Source organism: Enterobacter cloacae complex sp. IR5450 (assembly GCF_049238665.1).
In the GTDB taxonomy this organism is placed as follows: domain Bacteria; phylum Pseudomonadota; class Gammaproteobacteria; order Enterobacterales; family Enterobacteriaceae; genus Enterobacter; species Enterobacter hormaechei_C.
Genome location: NZ_JBMKIC010000038.1, coordinates 1 through 20,470, shown reverse-complemented (window position 1 = coordinate 20,470; position 20,470 = coordinate 1). Strand labels below are relative to the sequence as shown.

The 20,470-nt window shown below is 55.1% G+C and carries 18 protein-coding genes; 7 read left to right on the top strand and 11 right to left on the bottom strand.

Annotated features, from left to right (window positions below; genetic code table 11):
• Positions 1 to 101: 101 nt before the first annotated feature.
• Positions 102 to 1,355: a valine--pyruvate transaminase gene (gene avtA / locus ACOTYB_RS21265; protein ID WP_015572749.1), complete on the top strand. Its 1,254-nt coding sequence runs from the start codon at positions 102 to 104 to the stop codon at positions 1,353 to 1,355.
• Positions 1,356 to 1,362: 7 nt separating this feature from the next.
• On the opposite strand, the gene ACOTYB_RS21260 is transcribed toward avtA, so the two are convergent.
• Positions 1,363 to 1,818: a 4Fe-4S dicluster domain-containing protein gene (locus ACOTYB_RS21260; protein WP_045343649.1), complete on the bottom strand. Its 456-nt coding sequence runs from the start codon at positions 1,816 to 1,818 to the stop codon at positions 1,363 to 1,365.
• A gap of 459 nt (positions 1,819 to 2,277) precedes the next feature.
• Between ACOTYB_RS21260 and ACOTYB_RS21255 the strand changes: the two genes are divergently transcribed.
• Positions 2,278 to 3,354, top strand: coding sequence for a type I restriction endonuclease (locus ACOTYB_RS21255; protein WP_023323870.1), 1,077 nt, complete (start codon positions 2,278 to 2,280; stop codon positions 3,352 to 3,354).
• Positions 3,355 to 3,357: 3 nt separating this feature from the next.
• Here the strand turns inward: ACOTYB_RS21255 and ACOTYB_RS21250 are convergent, their stop codons facing one another.
• From ACOTYB_RS21250 to aldB, 3 genes are all read right to left on the bottom strand, one after another.
• Positions 3,358 to 3,765, bottom strand: coding sequence for a type II toxin-antitoxin system HicB family antitoxin (locus ACOTYB_RS21250; protein ID WP_023315016.1), 408 nt, complete (start codon positions 3,763 to 3,765; stop codon positions 3,358 to 3,360).
• Positions 3,766 to 3,779: 14 nt separating this feature from the next.
• Positions 3,780 to 3,965 carry a type II toxin-antitoxin system HicA family toxin gene (locus ACOTYB_RS21245; protein WP_057979982.1) on the bottom strand — a complete coding sequence of 62 codons (186 nt, stop codon included), beginning with the start codon at positions 3,963 to 3,965 and terminating at the stop codon, positions 3,780 to 3,782.
• Between the two features lie 249 nt (positions 3,966 to 4,214).
• A complete protein-coding gene (aldB, locus tag ACOTYB_RS21240) occupies positions 4,215 to 5,753 on the bottom strand; it encodes an aldehyde dehydrogenase AldB (protein ID WP_006808612.1) in 1,539 nt (512 codons plus the stop codon).
• A gap of 166 nt (positions 5,754 to 5,919) precedes the next feature.
• Here aldB and ACOTYB_RS21235 point away from each other — a divergent pair, with 166 nt between their 5' ends.
• On the top strand, positions 5,920 to 6,804 hold the full coding sequence (locus ACOTYB_RS21235; protein WP_003860164.1) for an ROK family protein: 885 nt from the start codon (positions 5,920 to 5,922) through the stop codon (positions 6,802 to 6,804).
• Between the two features lie 3 nt (positions 6,805 to 6,807).
• On the opposite strand, the gene selB is transcribed toward ACOTYB_RS21235, so the two are convergent.
• The 3 genes from selB to ACOTYB_RS21220 all read right to left on the bottom strand — a co-directional run bounded on the left by selB (position 6,808) and on the right by ACOTYB_RS21220 (position 10,740).
• Positions 6,808 to 8,646 carry a selenocysteine-specific translation elongation factor gene (gene selB, locus ACOTYB_RS21230; protein WP_220153430.1) on the bottom strand — a complete coding sequence of 613 codons (1,839 nt, stop codon included), beginning with the start codon at positions 8,644 to 8,646 and terminating at the stop codon, positions 6,808 to 6,810.
• Positions 8,643 to 10,028 carry an L-seryl-tRNA(Sec) selenium transferase gene (gene selA / locus ACOTYB_RS21225; RefSeq protein ID WP_047653395.1) on the bottom strand — a complete coding sequence of 462 codons (1,386 nt, stop codon included), beginning with the start codon at positions 10,026 to 10,028 and terminating at the stop codon, positions 8,643 to 8,645. The genes selB and selA overlap by 4 nt, the downstream gene beginning before the upstream one ends.
• A gap of 103 nt (positions 10,029 to 10,131) precedes the next feature.
• Positions 10,132 to 10,740 carry a glutathione S-transferase gene (locus ACOTYB_RS21220; protein WP_058648338.1) on the bottom strand — a complete coding sequence of 203 codons (609 nt, stop codon included), beginning with the start codon at positions 10,738 to 10,740 and terminating at the stop codon, positions 10,132 to 10,134.
• 436 nt (positions 10,741 to 11,176) lie between these two features.
• Here ACOTYB_RS21220 and ACOTYB_RS21215 point away from each other — a divergent pair, with 436 nt between their 5' ends.
• From ACOTYB_RS21215 to ACOTYB_RS21200, 4 genes are all read left to right on the top strand, one after another.
• A complete protein-coding gene (locus ACOTYB_RS21215; protein WP_023315019.1) occupies positions 11,177 to 13,084 on the top strand; it encodes a PTS mannitol transporter subunit IICBA in 1,908 nt (635 codons plus the stop codon).
• A 100-nt stretch (positions 13,085 to 13,184) separates the two neighbouring features.
• Positions 13,185 to 14,333: a mannitol-1-phosphate 5-dehydrogenase gene (mtlD, locus tag ACOTYB_RS21210; RefSeq protein ID WP_023315020.1), complete on the top strand. Its 1,149-nt coding sequence runs from the start codon at positions 13,185 to 13,187 to the stop codon at positions 14,331 to 14,333.
• Complete coding sequence (gene mtlR / locus ACOTYB_RS21205; RefSeq protein ID WP_023315021.1) at positions 14,330 to 14,920, top strand: mannitol operon repressor MtlR; 591 nt, start codon at positions 14,330 to 14,332, stop codon at positions 14,918 to 14,920. The genes mtlD and mtlR overlap by 4 nt, the downstream gene beginning before the upstream one ends.
• Positions 14,921 to 14,978: 58 nt before the next feature.
• Entirely contained in the window at positions 14,979 to 15,341 is a 363-nt protein-coding gene (locus ACOTYB_RS21200; protein WP_022652042.1) for a YibL family ribosome-associated protein, read from the top strand.
• A gap of 32 nt (positions 15,342 to 15,373) precedes the next feature.
• Here the strand turns inward: ACOTYB_RS21200 and ACOTYB_RS21195 are convergent, their stop codons facing one another.
• Genes ACOTYB_RS21195 through ACOTYB_RS21180 form a run of 4 tightly spaced genes read right to left on the bottom strand, consistent with a single transcriptional unit; the run spans position 15,374 to position 20,249 of the window.
• Positions 15,374 to 16,468, bottom strand: coding sequence for a fimbrial protein (locus ACOTYB_RS21195; protein ID WP_023315023.1), 1,095 nt, complete (start codon positions 16,466 to 16,468; stop codon positions 15,374 to 15,376).
• Between the two features lie 9 nt (positions 16,469 to 16,477).
• Positions 16,478 to 18,958, bottom strand: a complete 2,481-nt coding sequence (locus ACOTYB_RS21190; protein ID WP_220317107.1) for a fimbria/pilus outer membrane usher protein — start codon at positions 18,956 to 18,958, stop codon at positions 16,478 to 16,480.
• Positions 18,959 to 18,962: 4 nt separating this feature from the next.
• Positions 18,963 to 19,637, bottom strand: coding sequence for a fimbrial biogenesis chaperone (locus ACOTYB_RS21185; protein WP_022652045.1), 675 nt, complete (start codon positions 19,635 to 19,637; stop codon positions 18,963 to 18,965).
• A 30-nt stretch (positions 19,638 to 19,667) separates the two neighbouring features.
• Positions 19,668 to 20,249 carry a fimbrial protein gene (locus tag ACOTYB_RS21180; RefSeq protein WP_003860173.1) on the bottom strand — a complete coding sequence of 194 codons (582 nt, stop codon included), beginning with the start codon at positions 20,247 to 20,249 and terminating at the stop codon, positions 19,668 to 19,670.
• Positions 20,250 to 20,470 lie beyond the last annotated feature (221 nt).

The following is a 20,470-nucleotide window of genomic DNA, read 5'->3' as shown; positions in this document are numbered from 1 at the left end:
CACATAAAACAACAAATCCGACCACATCCACCGATTTGCACCAACACGGTGCTGGCGTTATGGTTACTGCCTTTCATATTAAGCCCGACAGATCACCTGCTATGACGTTTTCACTTTTCGGCGACAAATTTACCCGCCATTCAGGCATTACCCGCCTGATGGAGGACCTCAACGACGGGCTGCGCACCCCAGGCGCTATCATGCTTGGCGGCGGAAACCCGGCTCAAATTCCGGAGATGAACACCTACTTCCAGACGCTGCTGGCAGAGATGCTGGAAAACGGTAAAGCAACCGATGCGCTATGTAATTACGACGGCCCTCAGGGTAAAACAGAACTACTGACGCTTCTGGCGGCAATGCTGCGGGAAGCGCTGGGTTGGGATATCGAACCACAGAATATTGCACTGACAAACGGCAGTCAGAGCGCGTTTTTCTACTTATTCAATCTGTTCGCCGGACGCCGCGCCGACGGCACCACGAAAAAAGTGCTGTTCCCGCTGGCACCGGAGTATATTGGCTATGCCGATGCCGGCCTCGAAGAAGACCTGTTTGTTTCCGCACGTCCGAATATCGAGTTGCTGCCAGAGGGCCAGTTCAAATATCACGTCGATTTTGAACATCTGCATATCGGTGAAGAGACGGGCATGATCTGCGTATCTCGTCCCACCAACCCGACGGGGAACGTGATCACCGACGACGAGCTGATGAAGCTGGATGCGCTGGCGAATCAGCACGGCATCCCGCTGGTGATCGATAACGCCTATGGCGTACCGTTCCCGGGGATCATCTTCAGCGAAGCGCGTCCGCTATGGAACCCGAATATCATCCTCTGCATGAGCCTCTCCAAGCTGGGCCTGCCGGGCAGCCGTTGCGGCATTATCATTGCTAACGAGAAAATCATCACCGCCATTACCAACATGAACGGCATTATCAGCCTTTCGCCTGGCGGCATCGGCCCGGCGATGATGTGCGAGATGATCAGGCGTAACGACCTGCTGCGCCTGTCGAATGAGGTGATTAAGCCGTTTTACTCTCAGCGCGTTCAGGAAACTATAGCCATCCTTCGCCGCTACTTACCGGAAGAACGCTGCCTGATCCATAAACCGGAAGGGGCAATTTTCCTGTGGCTGTGGTTTAAGGATCTGCCCATTACGACAGAGCTGCTTTATCAGCGTCTGAAAAAACGTGGCGTACTGATGGTGCCAGGGGATTACTTCTTCCCGGGGCTGGATAAGCCGTGGCCGCACACGCACCAGTGCATGCGTATGAACTACGTCCCGGACCCGGAAAAAATCGAAGCGGGTGTGAAAATTCTCGCCGAAGAGATTGAGAACGCCTGGCGCGAGGCCGGTTAATAAAACCTCAGGCCATATTACGCAGCCGTTCCGCGCGTAAGCTGGCGGGGTCTATGCAGCGCAGCGCGTGGGTGGGACAGGCTTCGACGCAGGCGGGACCGCCCTCGCGATGCGCGCACAAATCACATTTCAGCGCCTGAACGCGATCTTCCACGACCCGAACCTGCATTGCCCCGAACGGGCACGCCACCATACAGCTTTTGCAGCCGATACAGCGAGCCTGCTCAACGAGCCAGGCTCCCGCAGCACAGTGAATGGCCCCCGTCGGGCAGACATTCGCGCAGGGCGCATCTTCACACTGGTGGCAGCCCACGGCCGTGGTGAAGGTACCCCCCTTAACCACGCGGATCCGTGACGTAAGCGCTTCTGGCGTGGCGCTGCTTTGATGCGACATCATGCACGCCACCTCACAGGTACGGCACCCGATACATTTTTCAGGATCCGCCAGGATAAATCGGTTCATGGATAACGCCTCGCGCAGGTTAAAAGTCAGTTCCGTTGAATTATCGTTAGCGCATCATACCTTGCGTGCGAATCGTTAAGGATGCTGTGGGTCAAAGAGCGGGCGCGGATACTTTTAGCTTACCCGAAGGTGCGCCAACAGGCGGAGGGGATCGGTTATCAGGCGCAGGGCTCTAATGCTACCCTCACTCCGTGGTTTAGCTGGGCAAACCGGCGTGGAGAGGAAATGCGGTTATAGGTGAATGTAGGCATAATTTGAAAAAATAAAATAGCTTTATATATATAATATACTTAATAAGCTCGGCGTTAACGGGCTTATTTCTTTTATTCAATTTAATCACTCTGTGATCCAAACCCCGGAATCGTTTTTTTTGCTGTTAACTCCCCATGGAGTTCATTGAATGGCATGCATTTTGATGCTATTTCATCAGGACACACAGTATTGAAATAAGGATATCCCATGGAATTTACAGAAAGACTGAATGCATTATCTACTAAAATTAGACAGCAAATTGAAGTAATTAATACTGAAGAAGCAACCAAAACGGCATTTGTTATGCCTTTTATTCATAATGTCTTAGGGTACGATGTGTTTGACCCGTCAGAGGTTACACCTGAATTTGTATGTGATATTGGCACAAAAAAAGGTGAAAAAATTGACTATGCGATAATGAAAAACAATGACGTGCAAATTCTCATCGAATGTAAAAAAATTGGTGAGCCTTTAAATATAAATCATGCATCACAACTTTTTAGATACTTTCATGTTACAAACGCAAGGATATCAATCTTAACGAACGGACAAATATACAGATTTTATACCGATCTCGACGCACCTAATAAAATGGATGAAAAACCTTTTTTAGAGGTCGACCTGCTTGATATTGATGAAAACGTTATACCTGAATTAAAAAAACTCACCAAATCTTCTTTTGATCTTGAATCCATCATAAACGCTGCTGGAGAGTTAAAGTACGTTAGCCAAATCAAGAGAATATTGCATACACAACTTAACAATCCAGAAGACGATTTCGTTAAGTTTTTTGCTTCGCGAGTTTATGACGGTATGCTGACCCAAAAAGTCAGAGAGTCTTTTCAAAATCTCACCAGAAAGGCAGCAAGCCAGTACATAAACGATCAAGTTAATGAGAGGCTTAAGTCTGCCATCACAGGTATCACTCCGGCTACTGTCGAAACTCAAACAGAAACACAGCAAAGTGAGGATGATGAACAAAAGGATGAAAGTGAAATCATAACGACTCTGGAAGAATTGGAAGGTTTTCACATTGTTAAAGCAATCACCCGAGCCGTTCTTGAGGCGCCTCGCATTACCCATAGAGACACAAAGAGCTATTGCGGCATTCTTGTAGATGACAATAACCGCAAGCCTCTTTGCCGACTGCATTTTAATCGAACACAAAAATACATCGGGCTTTTTGATCTGGAAAAAAACGAAACACGGCACCCAATTGCTACAGTTGATGATATTTATTCCTTTGCTGATATCCTGAAAGCAACTGCTGCTCTTTACAACTAATCATCACCGGGGCAGTACACGCCGTGCTGCCTCTGCAAGAAAAGCACTTCGGTTAGTAAATTGTGGATGCTCGCTGACAAAGGAATCAATCTTCACCAGCAAACGGCGAGGTATCGTAATATTGATGCGCTCTACTCTGCCTTCAAACTGTTTCATATTGATATCCACCAGCAACCATTGTCCGCCAATGAAATCCTCCGGATGACTTGCCAGATGCGCTTCAACCATACCCGGAAGTGGCAACATTTCATCCATTTCAAACAACGCTTCAAAATGGGCAGTTAATGCATCACGTGCATCCTGAAAAGCATCATCCAGTGAATCCCCCGCAAAAAAACACCCCGGAACGTCAGGAAAGAAACCACTGGCGCTACCGTCGGAATCAGAATGAATGTAAGCCGGATAAAACATAACTACTCCTGATATCAGTGTTTAATTCCCGCCTGTCGCCAGATTTGTGCGAGAGTGCCTGGTTTAATGTCCTTTTTAGGATGTGGGACGGTAACCAACCCTTTTTGCACTGGATGGCGAAACTGATGATGGCTTCCCTTCGTTCTTACACATTTCCAGCCATGGCTAACCAGAACAGTAATGATATCCGCACTTTTCACATCCCAATCCTTCCCTGATTATACACATGATACACACCATCGCTACTGGGTTGAATGAGACTACCGCATTAAAAACGGCAGCGCAGCCAGACTTTAGCGAAACAGGAAGAGGCATCGAGAAAAGAAGAGGGAAGATTGTCATGTTGCAAATAAAAATGCGGCCACTATCGTAGGCCGGGTAAGGCGAAGCCGCCACCCGGCTTTAACCCGGCTCAGGCCACCCCACCCGGGACGACCTGAGCCCGGAGATTAAAACAACCCCAGCGGTTTATCAGAGTAGCTGACCAACAGACATTTCGTTTGCTGGTAGTGCTCCAGCATCATCTTATGGGTTTCACGCCCGATGCCCGACTGCTTGTAGCCGCCAAACGCCGCATGAGCCGGATAGGCGTGATAGCAGTTTGTCCATACGCGTCCGGCCTGAATGCCCCGGCCCATTTTATAGGCCAGATTACCGTTACGGCTCCAGACGCCCGCCCCCAGGCCATACTGCGTGTCGTTGGCGAGCTCCAGCGCCTCGTCCATGGTTTTAAACGTGGTGACGGCCAGCACCGGTCCAAAAATTTCCTCCTGGAAAACGCGCATATTGTTCTTACCGAACAGGATGGTCGGCTCAAGGTAGTAGCCCTCCTGCAAATCGCCGCCCAGCACCTTACGACGACCGCCGGTCAACACATCGGCCCCCTCTTTTTTACCGATATCAATATAGTTGAGGATGGTTTCCAGCTGGCCATGCGATACCTGCGCCCCCATCTGGGTAACGTTATCCAGCGGATTACCGCTGCGAATCGACTCCACGCGCCGGATCGCCCGCTCCATAAAGCGCTCATAAATGGATTCCTGCACCAGCGCGCGGCTCGGACAGGTGCAGACTTCGCCCTGGTTAAACGCGAACAGCGCAAACCCTTCCAGCGCTTTGTCGAAGAAGGCGTCCTCTTCGTCCATCACGTCGGCAAAGAAGATGTTCGGCGATTTGCCGCCCAGCTCGAGCGTGACCGGAATGATGTTCTGGGTCGCGTACTGCATGATCTGCTGGCCCACTTCCGTTGAGCCGGTGAACGCCACTTTGGCGATACGTTTTGAGGTAGCCAGATATTCGCCGATCTCTCCCCCGGCCCCGTTGACCACGTTAATGACCCCCGGCGGCAACAGGTCGCCAATCACCTCCATCAGCAGCAGTACCGAAAGCGGCGTTAAGCGAGCGGGTTTCAGCACAACGCAGTTACCCGCCGCCAGCGCGGGCGCCATTTTCCAGCTAGCCATCAGCAGCGGGAAGTTCCACGGAATAATTTGCCCCACCACGCCGAGCGGCTCGTGGAAGTGATACGCCACGGTATCTTTGTCAACTTCACTTATTCCCCCCTCCTGGGCACGAATGCAGGACGCAAAATAGCGGAAATGGTCAATCGCCAGCGGCACGTCCGCCGCCATGGTTTCCCGGATCGGCTTGCCGTTGTCCCACGTTTCTGCGGTCGCCAGCAGCTCCAGATTCTGCTCCATCCGATCGGCGATTTTGAACAAAATGGCCGCTCTGTCCTGAACGGACGTTTGTCCCCACTTATCTTTCGCCTTATGCGCCGCATCCAGCGCTAAATCTATATCCCGCTTGCCCGAACTGGCAATTTCACACAGCGGCTGGCCGGTAACGGGCGTCAGGTTGGAATAGTATTCACCGTCGACGGGCGCCACCCAGTCGCCGCCGATAAAGTTGTCATAGCGGGGCTTCAGCTTAAGGGGAAAACCATACTCGCCTGGCTGGATACGCGATGAGGGAGGATTGTTTGTCATGACCGTCTCCTTGCAGTAGGTGTACAACAAGGGTAGTTCCGGCTGGTGGTTTTCTCGCCAGTCGGTAACGGGTTTACGAGCCGTATCACGGATTACCGTACTTTACGTTTCGTTTCTGCCGCCAGAGCCATACTTAATAGCTCAGGGGCTCATGAGGAACGATGCAATGCAGCTATTTATCGGCTTTGACGTGGGCGGAACCCACATCAAACACGGCGTGATTAACGAAAACGGCGAAGAACTGACATCCGATGAATATGATACGCCTGACGATGAAAGCACCTTCAAACAGAAGTGGAAAGCGGTGGTGGATAAGTACCGCCAGGAGCATGAGATCGTCGGCATCGGCGTGAGTTTTCCGGGCCACATCAATCACCATACCGGCGAAGCGGCCAAGGCCGGGGCGCTGGATTACCTTGACGGTGAAAACCTGTGCGAGCTTTTCGCACAGCTGACCGATCTCCCCGTAACAACCGAAAATGACGCCAACTGCGCGGCGCTGGGCGAACGCTGGCAGGGCGCCGGCAAGGACTATGAGCATTTTGTCTGCATCACCATCGGCACCGGCATCGGCGGCGGTATCGTCATGGAGGGCGATCTCTACCGTGGGTCGCACTACCGGGCGGGTGAGTTTGGCGTGCTGCCCGTTGGCAACAACGGCGAGCCGATGCACGAAGTGGCGTCAGCCAGCGGCCTGATGAAAGCCTGCCGCCGCGCGCTGGCCGTGTCGGAAGATGAGATGCCTGACGGTGAGGAGCTGTTTAAACGCATGGACAGCGACGTGCATCTGCGTGAGGCCATAGAAGAGTGGGCGCATTTCCTCTCGCGCGGCATCTACAGCGTGATCTCCATGTTTGATCCGCAGGCGGTGCTGATTGGCGGCGGCATTAGCGAGCAGGAGAAAATCTATCTCCTGCTGGATAAATACCTACAGCGATTCGAGGAGTGGGAGGCGCTCCGGGTGCCCATCCTTCCCTGCGAGCTGGGTAACCAGGCGGGAAGGCTGGGCGCGGTCTGGCTGGCTAAGCAGAAGCAGGCGCGCAGCGCTTAACGCTTACGGAAATAACTGCGCGTCGCGTAGCACATGGTCATTGCCACGACGACGCGTAAACCCGATGCGGTTGAAATACTCCAGGATCTGAATCGCCAGTTTGCGTCCCACATTCAGCCGATCGCGGAAGTCTGCGGCGCAGGTTGATCCGCGCGCCTGATCCAGCTCCCGGATCAGGTTCGCAAACGCTACGATCCGATCGTTGCGGTAATAACGATCTTTCACGATCGCCACAATCATCCCCTGCTGTGCCGCATGGCGCAGTACCTGACGCATCAGCTGCTCATCGGTATTGGTTTCACGCGCCAGATCGCGCACCCACCACGGTTCATCGCCAAACAGCGCCGCCACTTTTTGCCAGACCGCGTCCTGCTCAGCGGTAAAACCGGCCTTGTGTTCCGGCAGGTGTAGCCAGCCGTGATGACTTGCAATAACGCCGCTTTCACGCATGTTTTCAATCAGCAACAGCACCAGCGCGTCGTCTTCCATGGGCAACGCCATGCGCCGCAGACGTTCACGGCCCGGGCCGGGCTCATCCTGATGCTGTTCATGGTAGGTCGCCAGCGTGCTCAGCACTTTGCGCTGCCAGCGCGCCGCCACCGGCGCGTTCAGCAGGCTGTTCCCGGCCTGAATAAAACCTGGCTCCTGCGTCAGAAGACGCAATCCTTCGCCGCTGAGCTGGCGCGCCCAGGCGAACGCCGCCAGATCCACCGCGCCACGCTCAAGGTGGATATCTAACGCAGACTTATCATCGCGGGTCTGGGCCAGCGCGGCCAGCCACTGTAAATACTCGGGCTTACGCTTGCCGCGACGGGGCGGATCCAGCATGACCACGCGCGCGCCCGCCAGCGTTTCCCGCGCCGAAATATCGCGCAGAACCAGGCGGTCGTTATCCGCCAGCCAGAGCGGGGAGTCGAACACCAGTTCGGCGAGATCGTTTTCCAGCAGCGACACGCGTCCGGTGATGTGGCTGGCCGCGTGGTGGATATGCAGCGGCTGCCACTGGGTCAGCGGCGTATGGGTCTGGAGAGAAACGATGACCCGTTCAGAAGGCTCCGGCGGCGCGTCGGCCAGCAGCCAGTCGCCGCGGTTAAGCTGGTCCTTTTCGGCATCACCGGCAATATTCAGCGCGATACGCTGCCCGGCGTGGGCCTGTTCCACCGGCTGGTTTTGCGCATGAAGCCCGCGCACGCGCATCGGTTTGTTCACGCCCGTGAGCCACAGGGTATCGCCCACGTTCACTTCCCCGCTCAGCGCGGTACCGGTCACCACCAGCCCAGCCCCTTTCACGGTAAACGCCCTGTCGATCGCCAGACGGAAGTGGTGATGGCTGGCCTGTTCACGAGACGGGATCTGCTGCAAATGGTTGCGAAGAGCATCGATACCGCGGCCTTCTGTCGCTACCGTGACAAACAGTGCGACATCCTTAAAACCGTATTCACTCAGCGCCGCCAGCACCTCTTGACGCACCTCGTCGATACGCGCCTCATCCACACGGTCCGCTTTGGTGAGGGCGACGGTCAACTGCGGGTTTCCCGTCAGCTGGAGGATCGCCAGATGCTCGCGCGTTTGCGCCATCACCCCGTCATCGCACGCGACCACCAGCAGGGCGTGATCGATCCCGCCCACGCCCGCGAGCATATTGGAAAGAAACTTCTCGTGGCCGGGCACGTCGATAAAGCCCAGCACGCGACCGTCGGGCTGCGGCCAGTAGGCGTAACCCAGGTCAATGGTCATGCCGCGCTTTTTCTCTTCCGGCAGGCGATCGGCATTCACGCCCGTAATGGCCTGCAATAACGTGGTTTTGCCGTGGTCAACGTGACCGGCGGTGGCAATAATCATTTCAACATCATCTCCAGAAACCGCACTTCATCTTCCAGACAGCGTAAATCCAGCCACATGCGCCCGTCACCGATCCGGCCAATCACCGGCGTCGGTAATGCGCGCCAGCGCGCCGACAGCGCCTCAAGCTGGCTTCCGCGTCCGTCGCGCGGGGTGAACGTCAGCGCTTCGCTCGGTAACCTGTCCACCGGCAGCGAGCCGCTGCCAATTTGCGACAGGCAAGGCTCGATACGAACTTCAAACTCAGGGTAATGAGGAGCAACCTGCGGCAGTAGCGCTTCCGCCTGCGCGCGAACAGAGGCCGCATCACGGCTCAGCAAACGCAACGTGGGCAGGCGGTCAGCCAGTTTCTCCGGGTGGAGATAGAGCCGCAGCGTGGCTTCCAGCGCGGCCAGCGTCATTTTATCGGCACGCAGGGCGCGCTTCAGCGGATGCTGCTGTAGCTGCGCAATCAGCTCGCGCCTGCCGACGATAATACCCGCCTGCGGCCCGCCCAGCAGTTTATCGCCAGAGAAACTGACCAGGCTTACGCCCGCGGCAACCATTTCCTGCACCATTGGCTCTTTTGGCAGACCATACTGGCGCATATCCACCAGCGACCCACTGCCAAGATCGGCAATCACCGGCACGTTTAGCTCGCGCCCGATGGCGGCCAGTTCAGCCTCTTCCACCGTTTTGGTGAAACCCTCAATGTGGTAATTGCTGGTATGCACTTTCATCAGCAGGGCGGTGTTTTCATTCACCGCCGTGCGATAATCTTTTGCATGGGTACGGTTGGTTGTGCCCACTTCATGCAGCGTGCAGCCCGCCTGGCGCATGACATCCGGAATACGAAACGCCCCGCCGATCTCCACCAGCTCGCCGCGAGAGACGACAACCTCTTTTCCGCTCGCGGTGGCCGCCAGCATTAATAGCACCGCCGCCGCGTTGTTATTCACAATGCAGGCATCTTCCGCGCCGGTGATCTGGCAGAGAAGATCCGCCAGCGCGCGATCGCGATGTCCGCGCCCGGCGCCGTCCAGATCGTACTCCAGCGTCACCGGCGAGCGCATGGCCCGGGTGACGGCCTCTATTGCCTCTTCTGCCTGCTGTGCCCGGCCCAGATTGGTGTGCAGAACCGTGCCTGTCAGGTTAATAACCGGGCGCAACGCGCTTTGCGCGTGCTTGCTCAACCTCCTTTCAACTTCCTGCGCCCATGCCTCGCACCAGCCGGGTAGCGCGTTCTCAGCCTGAATATGGCGACGCGCATCGTCCTGAAGCTGGCGTAGCATGTCGACCGTTGCAGTATGGCCAAACTGCTCCAGCACCGCAGTGATGCGCGGGTCACGAAGCAGACGATCGGTAGCGGGGATCTGGCTGTAGAGGGAATGATGAGTAGTCATGAATGCGCCTGGCGAGTAAATATCTTCCCCCCTCCCGACGGGAGAGGGAGTTAACATGTGGGGGGATTGTACCGCCTCCCGCCAGGAAGTGTTATAACCCGCATCAAGCCTTTGGTGGTTCAGTCCGGGCGAAACTTTCGCGCTGGAAGAGCGTCTCCGCCAGTTTGACCAGCAGCGGACGATCCACGCACCAGCCCGGCGAGACGCGGCGGAAATTGAGGTAGCCGATGGCGCAGGCGATGGCGATCGTCGCCAGATTCAGGCTATCGCTCTGAATTTTCCCGTCGCGGATCAGCTGTTCGCACATATCCAGGCTGCGGCTGATTTTTTCGCGCTGGCGCAGCAGCTCATTTTCTGACTGCTGGGCGGCGGGCCTTGCCTGCTCGCGTACGGACGTTAATGCCGCATCCATAATGCCATCCGCCAGGGCTTCAATTTGCTTCATCGCCAGCGCTGCTTTTGGATCCGCCGGCAGCATGGCCGGCGCAACGCCAAGCAGCTCGATGTACTCCGCAATGATCGGGGAATCAAACCAGTAGTCGCCCTCGTTCGTTACCAGCGCCGGGACTTTCCCCAGCGGGTTGTACTGCGCAACGCCGTTCTCTGCGTTGTAAGGTTGTTCATTTACGAATTCAAATTCAATCCCTTTCTCCAGCAGGAGAATCGAAATCTTACGCACGAAAGGACTTGTATAACTGCCGATGAGTTTCATTGCTTATCCTTAATGCCCACAAAGAGGTCAGTATGGATCAAGCCGTGGAAAAAGGCAGGTGTGCGTATCGCATTCCTGTCGTGAGGGGATACGGGAGAAATCTGCATAAAAATATTTTGTGAATCAAATCACAATCTGAAAACAAACAGCCAACTTAACATTGTGATATTAATCACAAAAACCCGCCCATTTTGGCGTAATTCTGAACGATGTATTTTTTTTACACACTCATTATGTGATCGCGATCACTTCATTAATGTCCTCACCCCCTACATTCATGTGATTCAGATCACACAAAATTTCGCTGTCTGGACAGTTGAACGATTCAGTGCCAGATTTCACAGCATCAGAACAGGGCCCGGCTACCTCTGCCGCCGCACATTAACGATAAACCTCGGGCCACAAGCCTAAGCGTAAACATAAGAAGGGGTGTTTTATGTCATCCGATTTCAAGATCAAAGTGCAAAGCTTTGGTCGTTTCCTCAGCAACATGGTGATGCCAAATATCGGCGCGTTTATCGCGTGGGGTATTATCACCGCATTATTTATTCCGACAGGGTGGTTGCCTAACGAAACGCTGGCGAAACTTGTTGGCCCAATGATTACGTACCTGCTGCCGCTGCTCATCGGTTATACCGGTGGTCGTCTGGTGGGCGGTGACCGTGGTGGCGTCGTGGGTGCCATCACAACCATGGGGGTGATCGTCGGTGCGGATATGCCGATGTTCCTCGGTGCGATGATTGCCGGTCCTCTGGGCGGCTGGGCGATTAAGAAATTTGACGTCTGGGTTGATGGCAAGATCAAATCCGGCTTCGAAATGCTGGTGAACAACTTCTCCGCGGGCATCATCGGGATGATCCTCGCGATTCTGGCGTTCCTCGGCATTGGCCCGGCGGTTGAAGTGCTCTCCAAACTGCTGGCTGCGGGCGTTAACTTCATGGTGGCGCATGACATGCTGCCGCTGGCGTCAATCTTCGTTGAACCGGCGAAAATCCTGTTCCTGAACAACGCCATCAACCATGGTATCTTCTCACCGCTGGGGATTCAGCAGTCACACGATCTCGGCAAGTCCATCTTCTTCCTGATTGAAGCGAACCCGGGTCCGGGTATGGGCGTTCTGCTGGCATACATGTTCTTTGGTCGCGGCAGCGCGAAACAGTCTGCTGGCGGCGCGGCGATCATTCACTTCCTGGGCGGTATTCACGAAATTTACTTCCCGTATGTACTGATGAACCCACGTCTGATCCTGGCCGTTATCCTTGGCGGTATGACCGGCGTGTTCACCCTGAGTGTACTGGGCGGTGGTCTGGTGTCTCCTGCTTCTCCGGGCTCTATCCTGGCGGTGCTGGCGATGACCCCGAAAGGCGCCTACTTCGCGAACATCGCGGCGATCTGTGCGGCCATGGCGGTCTCCTTCGTGGCCTCCGCTATCCTGCTGAAAACCAGCAAGGTGAAAGAAGACGACGATATCGAAGCGGCAACCCGTCGTATGCATGACATGAAAGCCGAATCCAAAGGCGCAACGCCGCTGGCGGCAGGCGATGTCTCTAACGACCTGAGCCACGTTCGTAAAATCATCGTTGCCTGCGATGCCGGTATGGGCTCCAGCGCAATGGGTGCGGGCGTGCTGCGTAAGAAAGTGCAGGATGCGGGTCTGACCAACATCTCCGTCACCAACAGCGCGATTAACAGCCTGCCGCCGGACGTTGACCTGGTGATCACGCACCGCGATCTGACCGAACGCGCTATGCGTCAGGTACCGCAGGCGCAGCACATTTCCCTGACCAACTTCCTCGACAGCGGCCTGTACACGAGCCTGACCGAACGTCTGGTGGCGGCGCAGCGCCATGAAGATAACGAAGTGAAAGTACGTACCAGCCTGCAAGACAGCTTCGACGAGAGCAACGCGCATCTGTTCAAACTGGGCGCAGAAAACATCTTCCTTGGCCGCACGGCGACCAATAAAGAAGAGGCCATTCGCTTCGCCGGTGAGCAGCTGGTGAAAGGTGGCTACGTTCAGCCGGAATACGTTGAGGCGATGCTGGAGCGTGAAAAGCTGACCCCAACCTACCTGGGTGAATCCATCGCGGTTCCACACGGTACGGTGGAAGCCAAAGACCGCGTGCTGAAAACCGGCGTGGTGTTCTGTCAGTATCCTGATGGCGTGCGCTTCGGTGAAGAAGAGGACGACATCGCCCGTCTGGTGATTGGTATCGCCGCTCGCAACAACGAGCATATCCAGGTGATTACCAGCCTGACCAACGCGCTGGATGACGAAACGGTTATTGAGCGTCTGGCCAACACCACCAGCGTTGAAGAAGTTCTGGCCCTGCTTAACAAATAACGGTACTCCTCCCTCTCCCCCCGGGGAGAGGGCTAGGGTGAGGGGAAAACGTTCCTCACCCCAGCCCTCTCGGGTAAAAACATTGATGAAGGTTAACACTATGAAAGCATTACATTTTGGCGCAGGTAATATTGGTCGTGGCTTTATCGGTAAACTGCTGGCAGACGCGGGTATTACCCTGACATTCGCCGATGTGAATCAGGTGGTTCTGGATGCCCTGAATGCCCGTCATAGCTATCAGGTTCACGTGGTGGGTGAAAACGAACAGGTTGAAACGGTCTCTGGCGTCAACGCGGTAAGCAGCATTGGCGACGATGTTATCGATCTTATTGCCAGCGTTGATCTGGTCACCACCGCCGTGGGTCCGGTGGTGCTTGAGCGTATCGCCCCGGCGGTCGCGAAAGGCCTGGCGAAGCGTAAAGCACAGGGCGTTGAAACGCCGCTGAACATCATCGCCTGTGAAAACATGGTGCGCGGCACCACGCAGCTGAAAGGCCACGTTCTGGCCGCTGTGGCTGATGAAGATAAAGCCTGGGTTGAAGCGCACGTAGGTTTTGTTGATTCCGCCGTTGACCGCATCGTTCCGCCGTCAGCATCCGCCACCAACAACCCGCTGGAAGTGACGGTGGAAACCTTCAGCGAGTGGATCGTTGATAAAACCCAGTTTAAGGGCGCGCTGCCGACCATTCCGGGAATGGAATTAACCGATAACCTGATGGCATTTGTCGAACGTAAACTCTTCACGCTGAACACCGGGCATGCTATAACCGCGTACCTCGGAAAATTGGCCGGTCATCAGACCATTCGTGACGCGATCCTCGATGAGAACATCCGTGCGGTGGTCAAAGGGGCAATGGAAGAGAGCGGCGCGGTGCTGATCAAACGCTACGGTTTTGATGCTGATAAACACGCAGCATACATCCAGAAAATCCTCGGTCGTTTTGAAAACCCGTATCTGAAAGATGACGTTGAGCGCGTGGGTCGTCAGCCGCTGCGTAAACTGAGCGCGGGCGATCGCCTGATTAAACCGCTGCTGGGCACGCTGGAATACGGCCTGCCGCACGCTAACCTGGTGAAGGGAATCGCTGCCGCAATGCACTACCGCAGCGAGCAGGACCCGCAGGCAATTGAGCTGGCTCAGCTGATTGATGACAAAGGCGCGCAAGCTGCGCTGGCGCAGATCTCCGGTCTGGATGCCAACAGTGACGTAGTTGCGGAGGCGGTCAGCGCATACAACGCAACCAAATGATGCAGAGTCCGGCGCAGGTGAGCCTGCGCCCGAATAACAGATTGTCAGATATGCAGGCAATAATGGAACAAACCCAGGCCTTTGAAAATCGTGTGCTTGAGCGTCTGAATGCTGGCAAAACCGTACGAAGTTTCCTGATTACCGCCGTCGAGCTGTTAACCGAGGCGGTAAACATTCTGGTGCTTCAGGTGTTTCGCAAAGACGACTACGCGGTAAAGTACGCTGTAGAACCGTTACTGGACGGAGACGGACCGCTGGGCGATTTATCGGTACGGCTGAAGCTGATTTACGGTCTCGGCGTGCTGAACCGTCAGGAGTATGAAGACGCCGAGCTGTTAATGGCGCTGCGCGAAGAGCTCAATCATGACGGCAATGAGTACACCTTTACCGATGATGAGATACTGGGGCCCTTCGGCGAACTGCACTGCGTATCCGCGCTCCCTCCCGCACCTCAGTTTGATAACAGCGACCCAGAGCTGTACGCGATGCAAAAGCTGCGTTATCAACAGGTTGTCCGCTCCACCATGGTGCTTTCCCTGACTGAGCTGATTTCTAAAATCAGCTTAAAAAAAGCGTTTCAGAAGTAAGCCCGCACACATTGGTGTATCCTTCCCTGTAAATTCCCCGTTTTCAGAGTTATTTGTCATGAAAGAAGTCGAAAAGAACGAAATTAAACGCCTGAGCGACCGTCTGGATATGATCCGCCATCAGATGGCTGGCCTCTCCCTTGTTGATTCCGCCGAGAAATATGCCGAGCTGGAAAAAGAGTCCGTGAAGCTGGAGGCGGAAATTGAACGCCTGCGCGAAGTGAAAGGCCAGAAGCTGAGTAAAGAAGCGCAGAAGCTGATGAACATGCCGCATCGCCGCGCGATCACCAAAAAAGAGCAGGCCGATATGGGCAAGCTGAAGAAAAGCGTCCGTGGCCTGGTGGTGGTGCACCCGATGACCGAGCTTGGCCGCGAAATGGGCCTGAAAGAGATGACGGGTTTTTGTAAGACCGCGTTCTGATCGTCCTCCCCTGCCGCTGCGGCAGGGGAAACTCAGTTGTAAATCAGGTTAAACGTGGCCATCGCATCCGCTTTTCCCGCCGTCACGTTCGCTTCCGTCTGAATGTAATGCGCATCAAACCAGAAGGTTTGCGTCTGGTTATCCCCTACTTGCCCAAGCGCTGACACCTGCGGGGTGTTCCACGGTACCACCTGCCCCTGAACCGAACCGGTATTGTCACCGTAAAGCAGTTCGATCCCGACACCGCTGGCGCTATCCTCCTGCTTCGTCAACGCCAGCGCCCGATCGTTGCCCGGCGTGGTATCGCCAAAGAAACCCATCTTAACCGCCGTGTTATTTTCGCAAGTCACCGGAATGCTGAAGCGTCCGCCCCCGGCGCGGGAGCCGATGCCGTGAAATTCACGCTGGCTCACGCTCCCCATGGGAACAAGAATGCTGCGAGAGCCCACTGAACAGCTGGTACGCCTGACGGTGAAGCTGGCGAGATGAATCTGTACTGGTGTCGCCACGTTGGTGGCGCTGGCTTGATTTTCTCCCGCCTGCAATATCAGCGATCCGACATTTTGCTCCTGGGAGTTGGCGTTATCGTCAGGCATGGGGCTGGTCGTCGGGATTTTGTAAAACACCACCCAGAACTGCAATTTATACGTTGGGGCGCTGGCAAAGGCAGGATTCTGTGAGGCATCACAGATACGCCGGGACTCTTTGCCATTCACCTGACTTGTGCCGTCAATATAGCGTACCGCATCGGCGCCGCAGTACTGCTGTTCCCGGAACCCCAGCGCGTAGCCGATGCCGTCGATCTGAGTTTTATAGACGTGACGTGACGCGCCGTCTTCCCCCACCACGGTGCCGACGGGGTTATCCAGCTCGACAAAGCCGATACTACGCCAGGCGTCATTCCCGCCATCACAGCTGTAGAAATCCGCCCCGGTAGACTGTATCGGCGCAGATATCGGCGTCCAGTCAGCCGTGCCGGGCGCATACCCAATGGCATAAGGCACCTGAACGACCCACTGATCGCGCGTGGTGCGGCAGGTTGAAGTCTGGGCATGGGCATGAAAACTCAGCATGCCAAAAAGCGAAAGAAGGCTCAGATAGAAAACCCATTGAATAAAGTGACGCATGATATTCCTCTAGTGGCACTCAAGAGACAGCGTAGCGATGCCGGGGGCCATATGAGCTTTCCCCAGTCTGAAAGGTGTCTGGCATTGCTGCTGCTCCCCGTTTTCATACCAGGTGACGCGCAGGGTGCCGCGCTCGGGTACTCCGCTCAGGTAGGCCTGACCGCCGTCAGCGACCATGCTTCGGTTTGCAGAATGGCGGTTCTGCTCCACCACTTCAGCCTGCGCGCCAAACGGCAACGGTTCACCGTGGTAGCGCAGGGAAAACAGAACGCGATAACCAATGTGGGTTTTGTAATTGGCCAGCACCACCGCGCCGCTGGTGGGAATGAGCGTCAGACCGCTCTGCTCAACGTCGACGTTCTCACCCAGCGTCGCCGTATCAAGGCTGACGGTATTTTTGCGATACGCCGAGAGCGTTGGCATGACCGCATAGCCGCGGCTGTCGGTATGGATCCCGTTGTAACCCTCCGGCTCAACGTTCGCCGCACCGGGCACGCGCAGCAGGGCGACGGCATCGCCCAGCGGCTCGCTAAGCGTGACGCCATACTGCGTGGCGATAACGCCTCCGGCGAGTCCGAGGCTCGCGTTGCTACCGCTTCGGCTGTGGTCATAACCGAGGCTGACGTTGCCGTAGCCACCGTTGTATTGCAGCGCCAGGCTGGTACTGTCGGCTTGTCCCTCCCTGGCCTTACTCTGCTGAACGCTGTAATTAAGGTTGCGATTCGCCAGCGCGCTGCCGTTGAGAGACATCTGCTGCGTGGTCATTCCACGATTGTTGTGGTTGATGAAGTAACTGACCGAGCTGTCCGGTAACCAGTGGCCAAGCGGAACATTGACGTTAAACGACACGGTGCGATCGGGATGCTGCTCACGCGCTGAGTCGGTGTAATCATATCCCGCGCCCCAGGAAATGCCCCGCCAGCTGGTGTACCAGCCAATGTGGATGGTTTTATCCTGCCCGGAAGTATGCCAGTAATCCTGCATCCATGCCGAGACGCTGAGGCTGCCGAACTGACCCAGCGTCTGTGAAAAGGTGACCTGCGAGCGGCTACGGCGATTATTGAGTTGCAGCTGTTGGCTGTCAGACTGATTCAGTTCACTAAATTCATAGTAATTGCGCGAGGCATAGCGATAACTCGCCAGGTTGAAGGCGGTGCCGGTAGCGCTGAAATCTTTCTGATACTGAATGCGCCACGCCTGCCCTATCGCGTTTTTGCCGCCGGGTAAATGGCTTTTTGCCAGCGTATCGTCAATGCCCAGCGAGCCAAATGCGCCAAACCCTCTGCCTATGCCAATTGCACCGGCCTGGTAGTTGCTCGCCGTACGAAAGCCGCCATACACCGTCATCCTGGAGAGCAGACCGTAGAAAAAAGCGCCTTCAACAAACTCAGGCGAACGCGCATCGCCGGAACCGGAGTGAAATCGTCCTGCATTGAGACTGTATTTCAGGCTGCCCTGGCGTCGCATAAACGGCACCGCAGAATAGGGTTGGGTAAAGACGCGCGTTGAGCCGTCACTTTCCGTGACCGTAACCTGTAGATCGCCGCTTTGTGCGCCGGGGAACAGATCGTTAATGATAAATGGCCCGGCGGCCACCCAGGTTTCATAGATCACATAGCCATTTTGCGAAACGGAGACTTTAGCGAAGCTGTGTGCAACGCCGCGGATGGTTGGTGCGAAGCCGCGCTGGCTGTCGGGTAACATGCTCTCGCTGGACGAGAGCTGAACCCCGCGAAACGCCACGCTATCGAAGACGTCGCCTGCGGTCCAGGCATCGCCGATCCGTAGCTGGCTGTTAAGACGGCGAATATCCCGGCTCAGCCAGCTACTTTGCGACTGAAAATGGTTGCCGCCCGCGTCGCTGTGGCTCCAGGCCGAAGTGTTGCGCAACCGCCACGCCCCCAGATTGATGCCGTTACGCAGGCTCAGATAGCTGGATGTCGTGACCCCGCTCTGATGACGGGCCTGACCGCCCGACAGACTGTAATCAGTAAATGCCGCCGGGATACCATCGTCCCACTGCGACTGCGGCACGTAGCCACGGCTGCGGTGTTTCATCGCCGCCTGCGGCAGGTTGAGAAAAAGGCGCTGTTGGTTGAAATCATAGGAGGTTCGCGCTGCCGGAATAAAATCCTCGAGGTGCGTGAACGTTTCTCCCTCCTGCAACCGGGAGAATGCAGGAATGGCCCCTACATTTACTCTAAGCGCTTCCAGCAGCGATACGCTAAAAACGGGTTGCAGGCTGCCTTTCTCATTGACGAAGGTGATCTCCTGATGCCGCTCCTCGCGTCCGTTAATCTCCAGCGTCACGAGCCAGGTGCCTGGCATCTGCCCGCCCTTTTCAGAGAAATAGTGCAGATCCGCCGTTTTCTGTTCAGTAGAGGAAAGCTCCAGCGCGGCGGGATCAAAGTAATCCTCGGCCATCCCCGCACGGCTGAAGCTAAGCAGCAACACTGAAAGCGGCGCGTAACGAAACAGGCGAAAAGGCATGATCTTAAAGAGGCTGGGTGTGGGTGGCGGTGATGGCACCAAAATCATTAATAGCCGACCAGCTTACGCCCCCGGAGGCGGACACAGGCCATTCACGGGTTTCCCCTGGACCGATCATGCCCGGCTGCTCAATTTTATGCCCGCCAACGGTCAGCCGATAAAAAGAGACGTAGTATGGCGTCGGGTTAGCGGCCTTAAGCCCTTTTCCCGTCCGCGAAAACGTTATTTTCTGCCAGGCAGTTGCAGCGTCCCCTTTCAGATTGTCCGGGCGGTAGAAAATTTTAAATTTCGATTTAACGTTAACTTGTAATTCGTTGCTGCTCTCTTTTGGCTTTGGCGCAATCGCTTTAATATCGAGCCAGAATACAGATTCACGATCTGTGGGCAGCGGAGCGCCGGTATATTGAATACGCAGCGTATTGGTCTGCTCCGGATCAAGTCTGAACAGAGGTGGCGTGACAATAAATGGCGCAGCGTTATTTTTACCCTGCCCATCCCCTTCAACCCACGACTGAATAAGATAGGGAACCGCACTTTCCATATTAGAAACAGAAAATGCCACCTCCTTGCTGTGTTGTGGGTATACGATCCGTGTTCCCCCCATTACAACGCCAGCGGAAACTGACGCAGAACTAACCATTAATGCAGTGAGCATAATATACGATAAACGTTTCATCATTATTATCTCTGGAGGTGGCTGACAGTGAAATCAGTTATAAACCATCAGGAAGTTAGAAACGGCGTTAACATCGCCGGCGTTGATTTCTGTGCCATCTTTGTCAAGTGCGGCATAGAAAGTTAATTCAGCATTGCCTTCATCATCCGGTGCGGTTGTTTCAGATACCGTACCCGGTTTAATCGCGGTGCTGCGATCGCTGTTATAAAGCTTCACGCCGACACCCGTCGCCATACCTTCACCTGGCGTAACCTGAAGCAGTGTGTCATTCACCGTATCTTTGGTTCCGTCAAACAGTACCGCAACCGATTCAACCGTCTCCGGGCAGTTTTCCACGTTGATTTTGAACTCGCGCGGCGTCGTTTCGTTGTGATCGTCAAAGTAGCTTTTTGCCCACGCCCCAAGGTCTACCGTTTTGTTTTTAGAGGCCGGAGTAATATCACAGGAAATAAGGGTAATCTTCCCGGTAAAATTGATCACCCCGCCCGTACTTTGCGAACCCGCACCGGTATCCAGAGAAGCATTAACGCCAGAATCACTGCTTGCCAGTACCGATTGAGAAGATAACAGCAGCCCCGCCGCGGCAATCGCCAGCGCCACATTTTTGATTTTCATTTGGAACACTTTCCCCTCTGTAAATTAAACAGATATAGACTTGTTGTACCAGGTACAATAACCGCTATAAGGATTTAAAAACGCCACCGAAAGGGTTTTAGCAGAATGGGTGACGCGACCTTATAGAATAAAGCAGGGTCGGTAATGCTGCCAACTTACTGATTTAGTGTATGATGGTGATTTTAAGGTGCTTGCGTGGCTTCCATTTCCATCAGATGTCC

Bases quoted from the DNA above. Each gene is read 5' to 3' on its own strand.
- ACOTYB_RS21250 (WP_023315016.1), bottom strand. From the start codon at position 3,765: ATGTTTTATCCGGCTTACATTCATTCTGATTCCGACGGTAGCGCCAGT.
- ACOTYB_RS21200 (WP_022652042.1), top strand. From the start codon at position 14,979: ATGAAAGAAGTCGAAAAGAACGAAATTAAACGCCTGAGCGACCGTCTG.
- selB (WP_220153430.1), bottom strand. From the start codon at position 8,646: ATGATTATTGCCACCGCCGGTCACGTTGACCACGGCAAAACCACGTTA.
- avtA (WP_015572749.1), top strand. From the start codon at position 102: ATGACGTTTTCACTTTTCGGCGACAAATTTACCCGCCATTCAGGCATT.
- ACOTYB_RS21185 (WP_022652045.1), bottom strand. From the start codon at position 19,637: ATGATGAAACGTTTATCGTATATTATGCTCACTGCATTAATGGTTAGT.
- ACOTYB_RS21235 (WP_003860164.1), top strand. From the start codon at position 5,920: ATGCAGCTATTTATCGGCTTTGACGTGGGCGGAACCCACATCAAACAC.
- mtlR (WP_023315021.1), top strand. From the start codon at position 14,330: ATGATGCAGAGTCCGGCGCAGGTGAGCCTGCGCCCGAATAACAGATTG.
- ACOTYB_RS21260 (WP_045343649.1), bottom strand. From the start codon at position 1,818: ATGAACCGATTTATCCTGGCGGATCCTGAAAAATGTATCGGGTGCCGT.
- aldB (WP_006808612.1), bottom strand. From the start codon at position 5,753: ATGACAAACAATCCTCCCTCATCGCGTATCCAGCCAGGCGAGTATGGT.
- selA (WP_047653395.1), bottom strand. From the start codon at position 10,028: ATGACTACTCATCATTCCCTCTACAGCCAGATCCCCGCTACCGATCGT.
- ACOTYB_RS21190 (WP_220317107.1), bottom strand. From the start codon at position 18,958: ATGCCTTTTCGCCTGTTTCGTTACGCGCCGCTTTCAGTGTTGCTGCTT.
- ACOTYB_RS21195 (WP_023315023.1), bottom strand. From the start codon at position 16,468: ATGCGTCACTTTATTCAATGGGTTTTCTATCTGAGCCTTCTTTCGCTT.
- ACOTYB_RS21255 (WP_023323870.1), top strand. From the start codon at position 2,278: ATGGAATTTACAGAAAGACTGAATGCATTATCTACTAAAATTAGACAG.
- mtlD (WP_023315020.1), top strand. From the start codon at position 13,185: ATGAAAGCATTACATTTTGGCGCAGGTAATATTGGTCGTGGCTTTATC.
- ACOTYB_RS21220 (WP_058648338.1), bottom strand. From the start codon at position 10,740: ATGAAACTCATCGGCAGTTATACAAGTCCTTTCGTGCGTAAGATTTCG.
- ACOTYB_RS21215 (WP_023315019.1), top strand. From the start codon at position 11,177: ATGTCATCCGATTTCAAGATCAAAGTGCAAAGCTTTGGTCGTTTCCTC.
- ACOTYB_RS21180 (WP_003860173.1), bottom strand. From the start codon at position 20,249: ATGAAAATCAAAAATGTGGCGCTGGCGATTGCCGCGGCGGGGCTGCTG.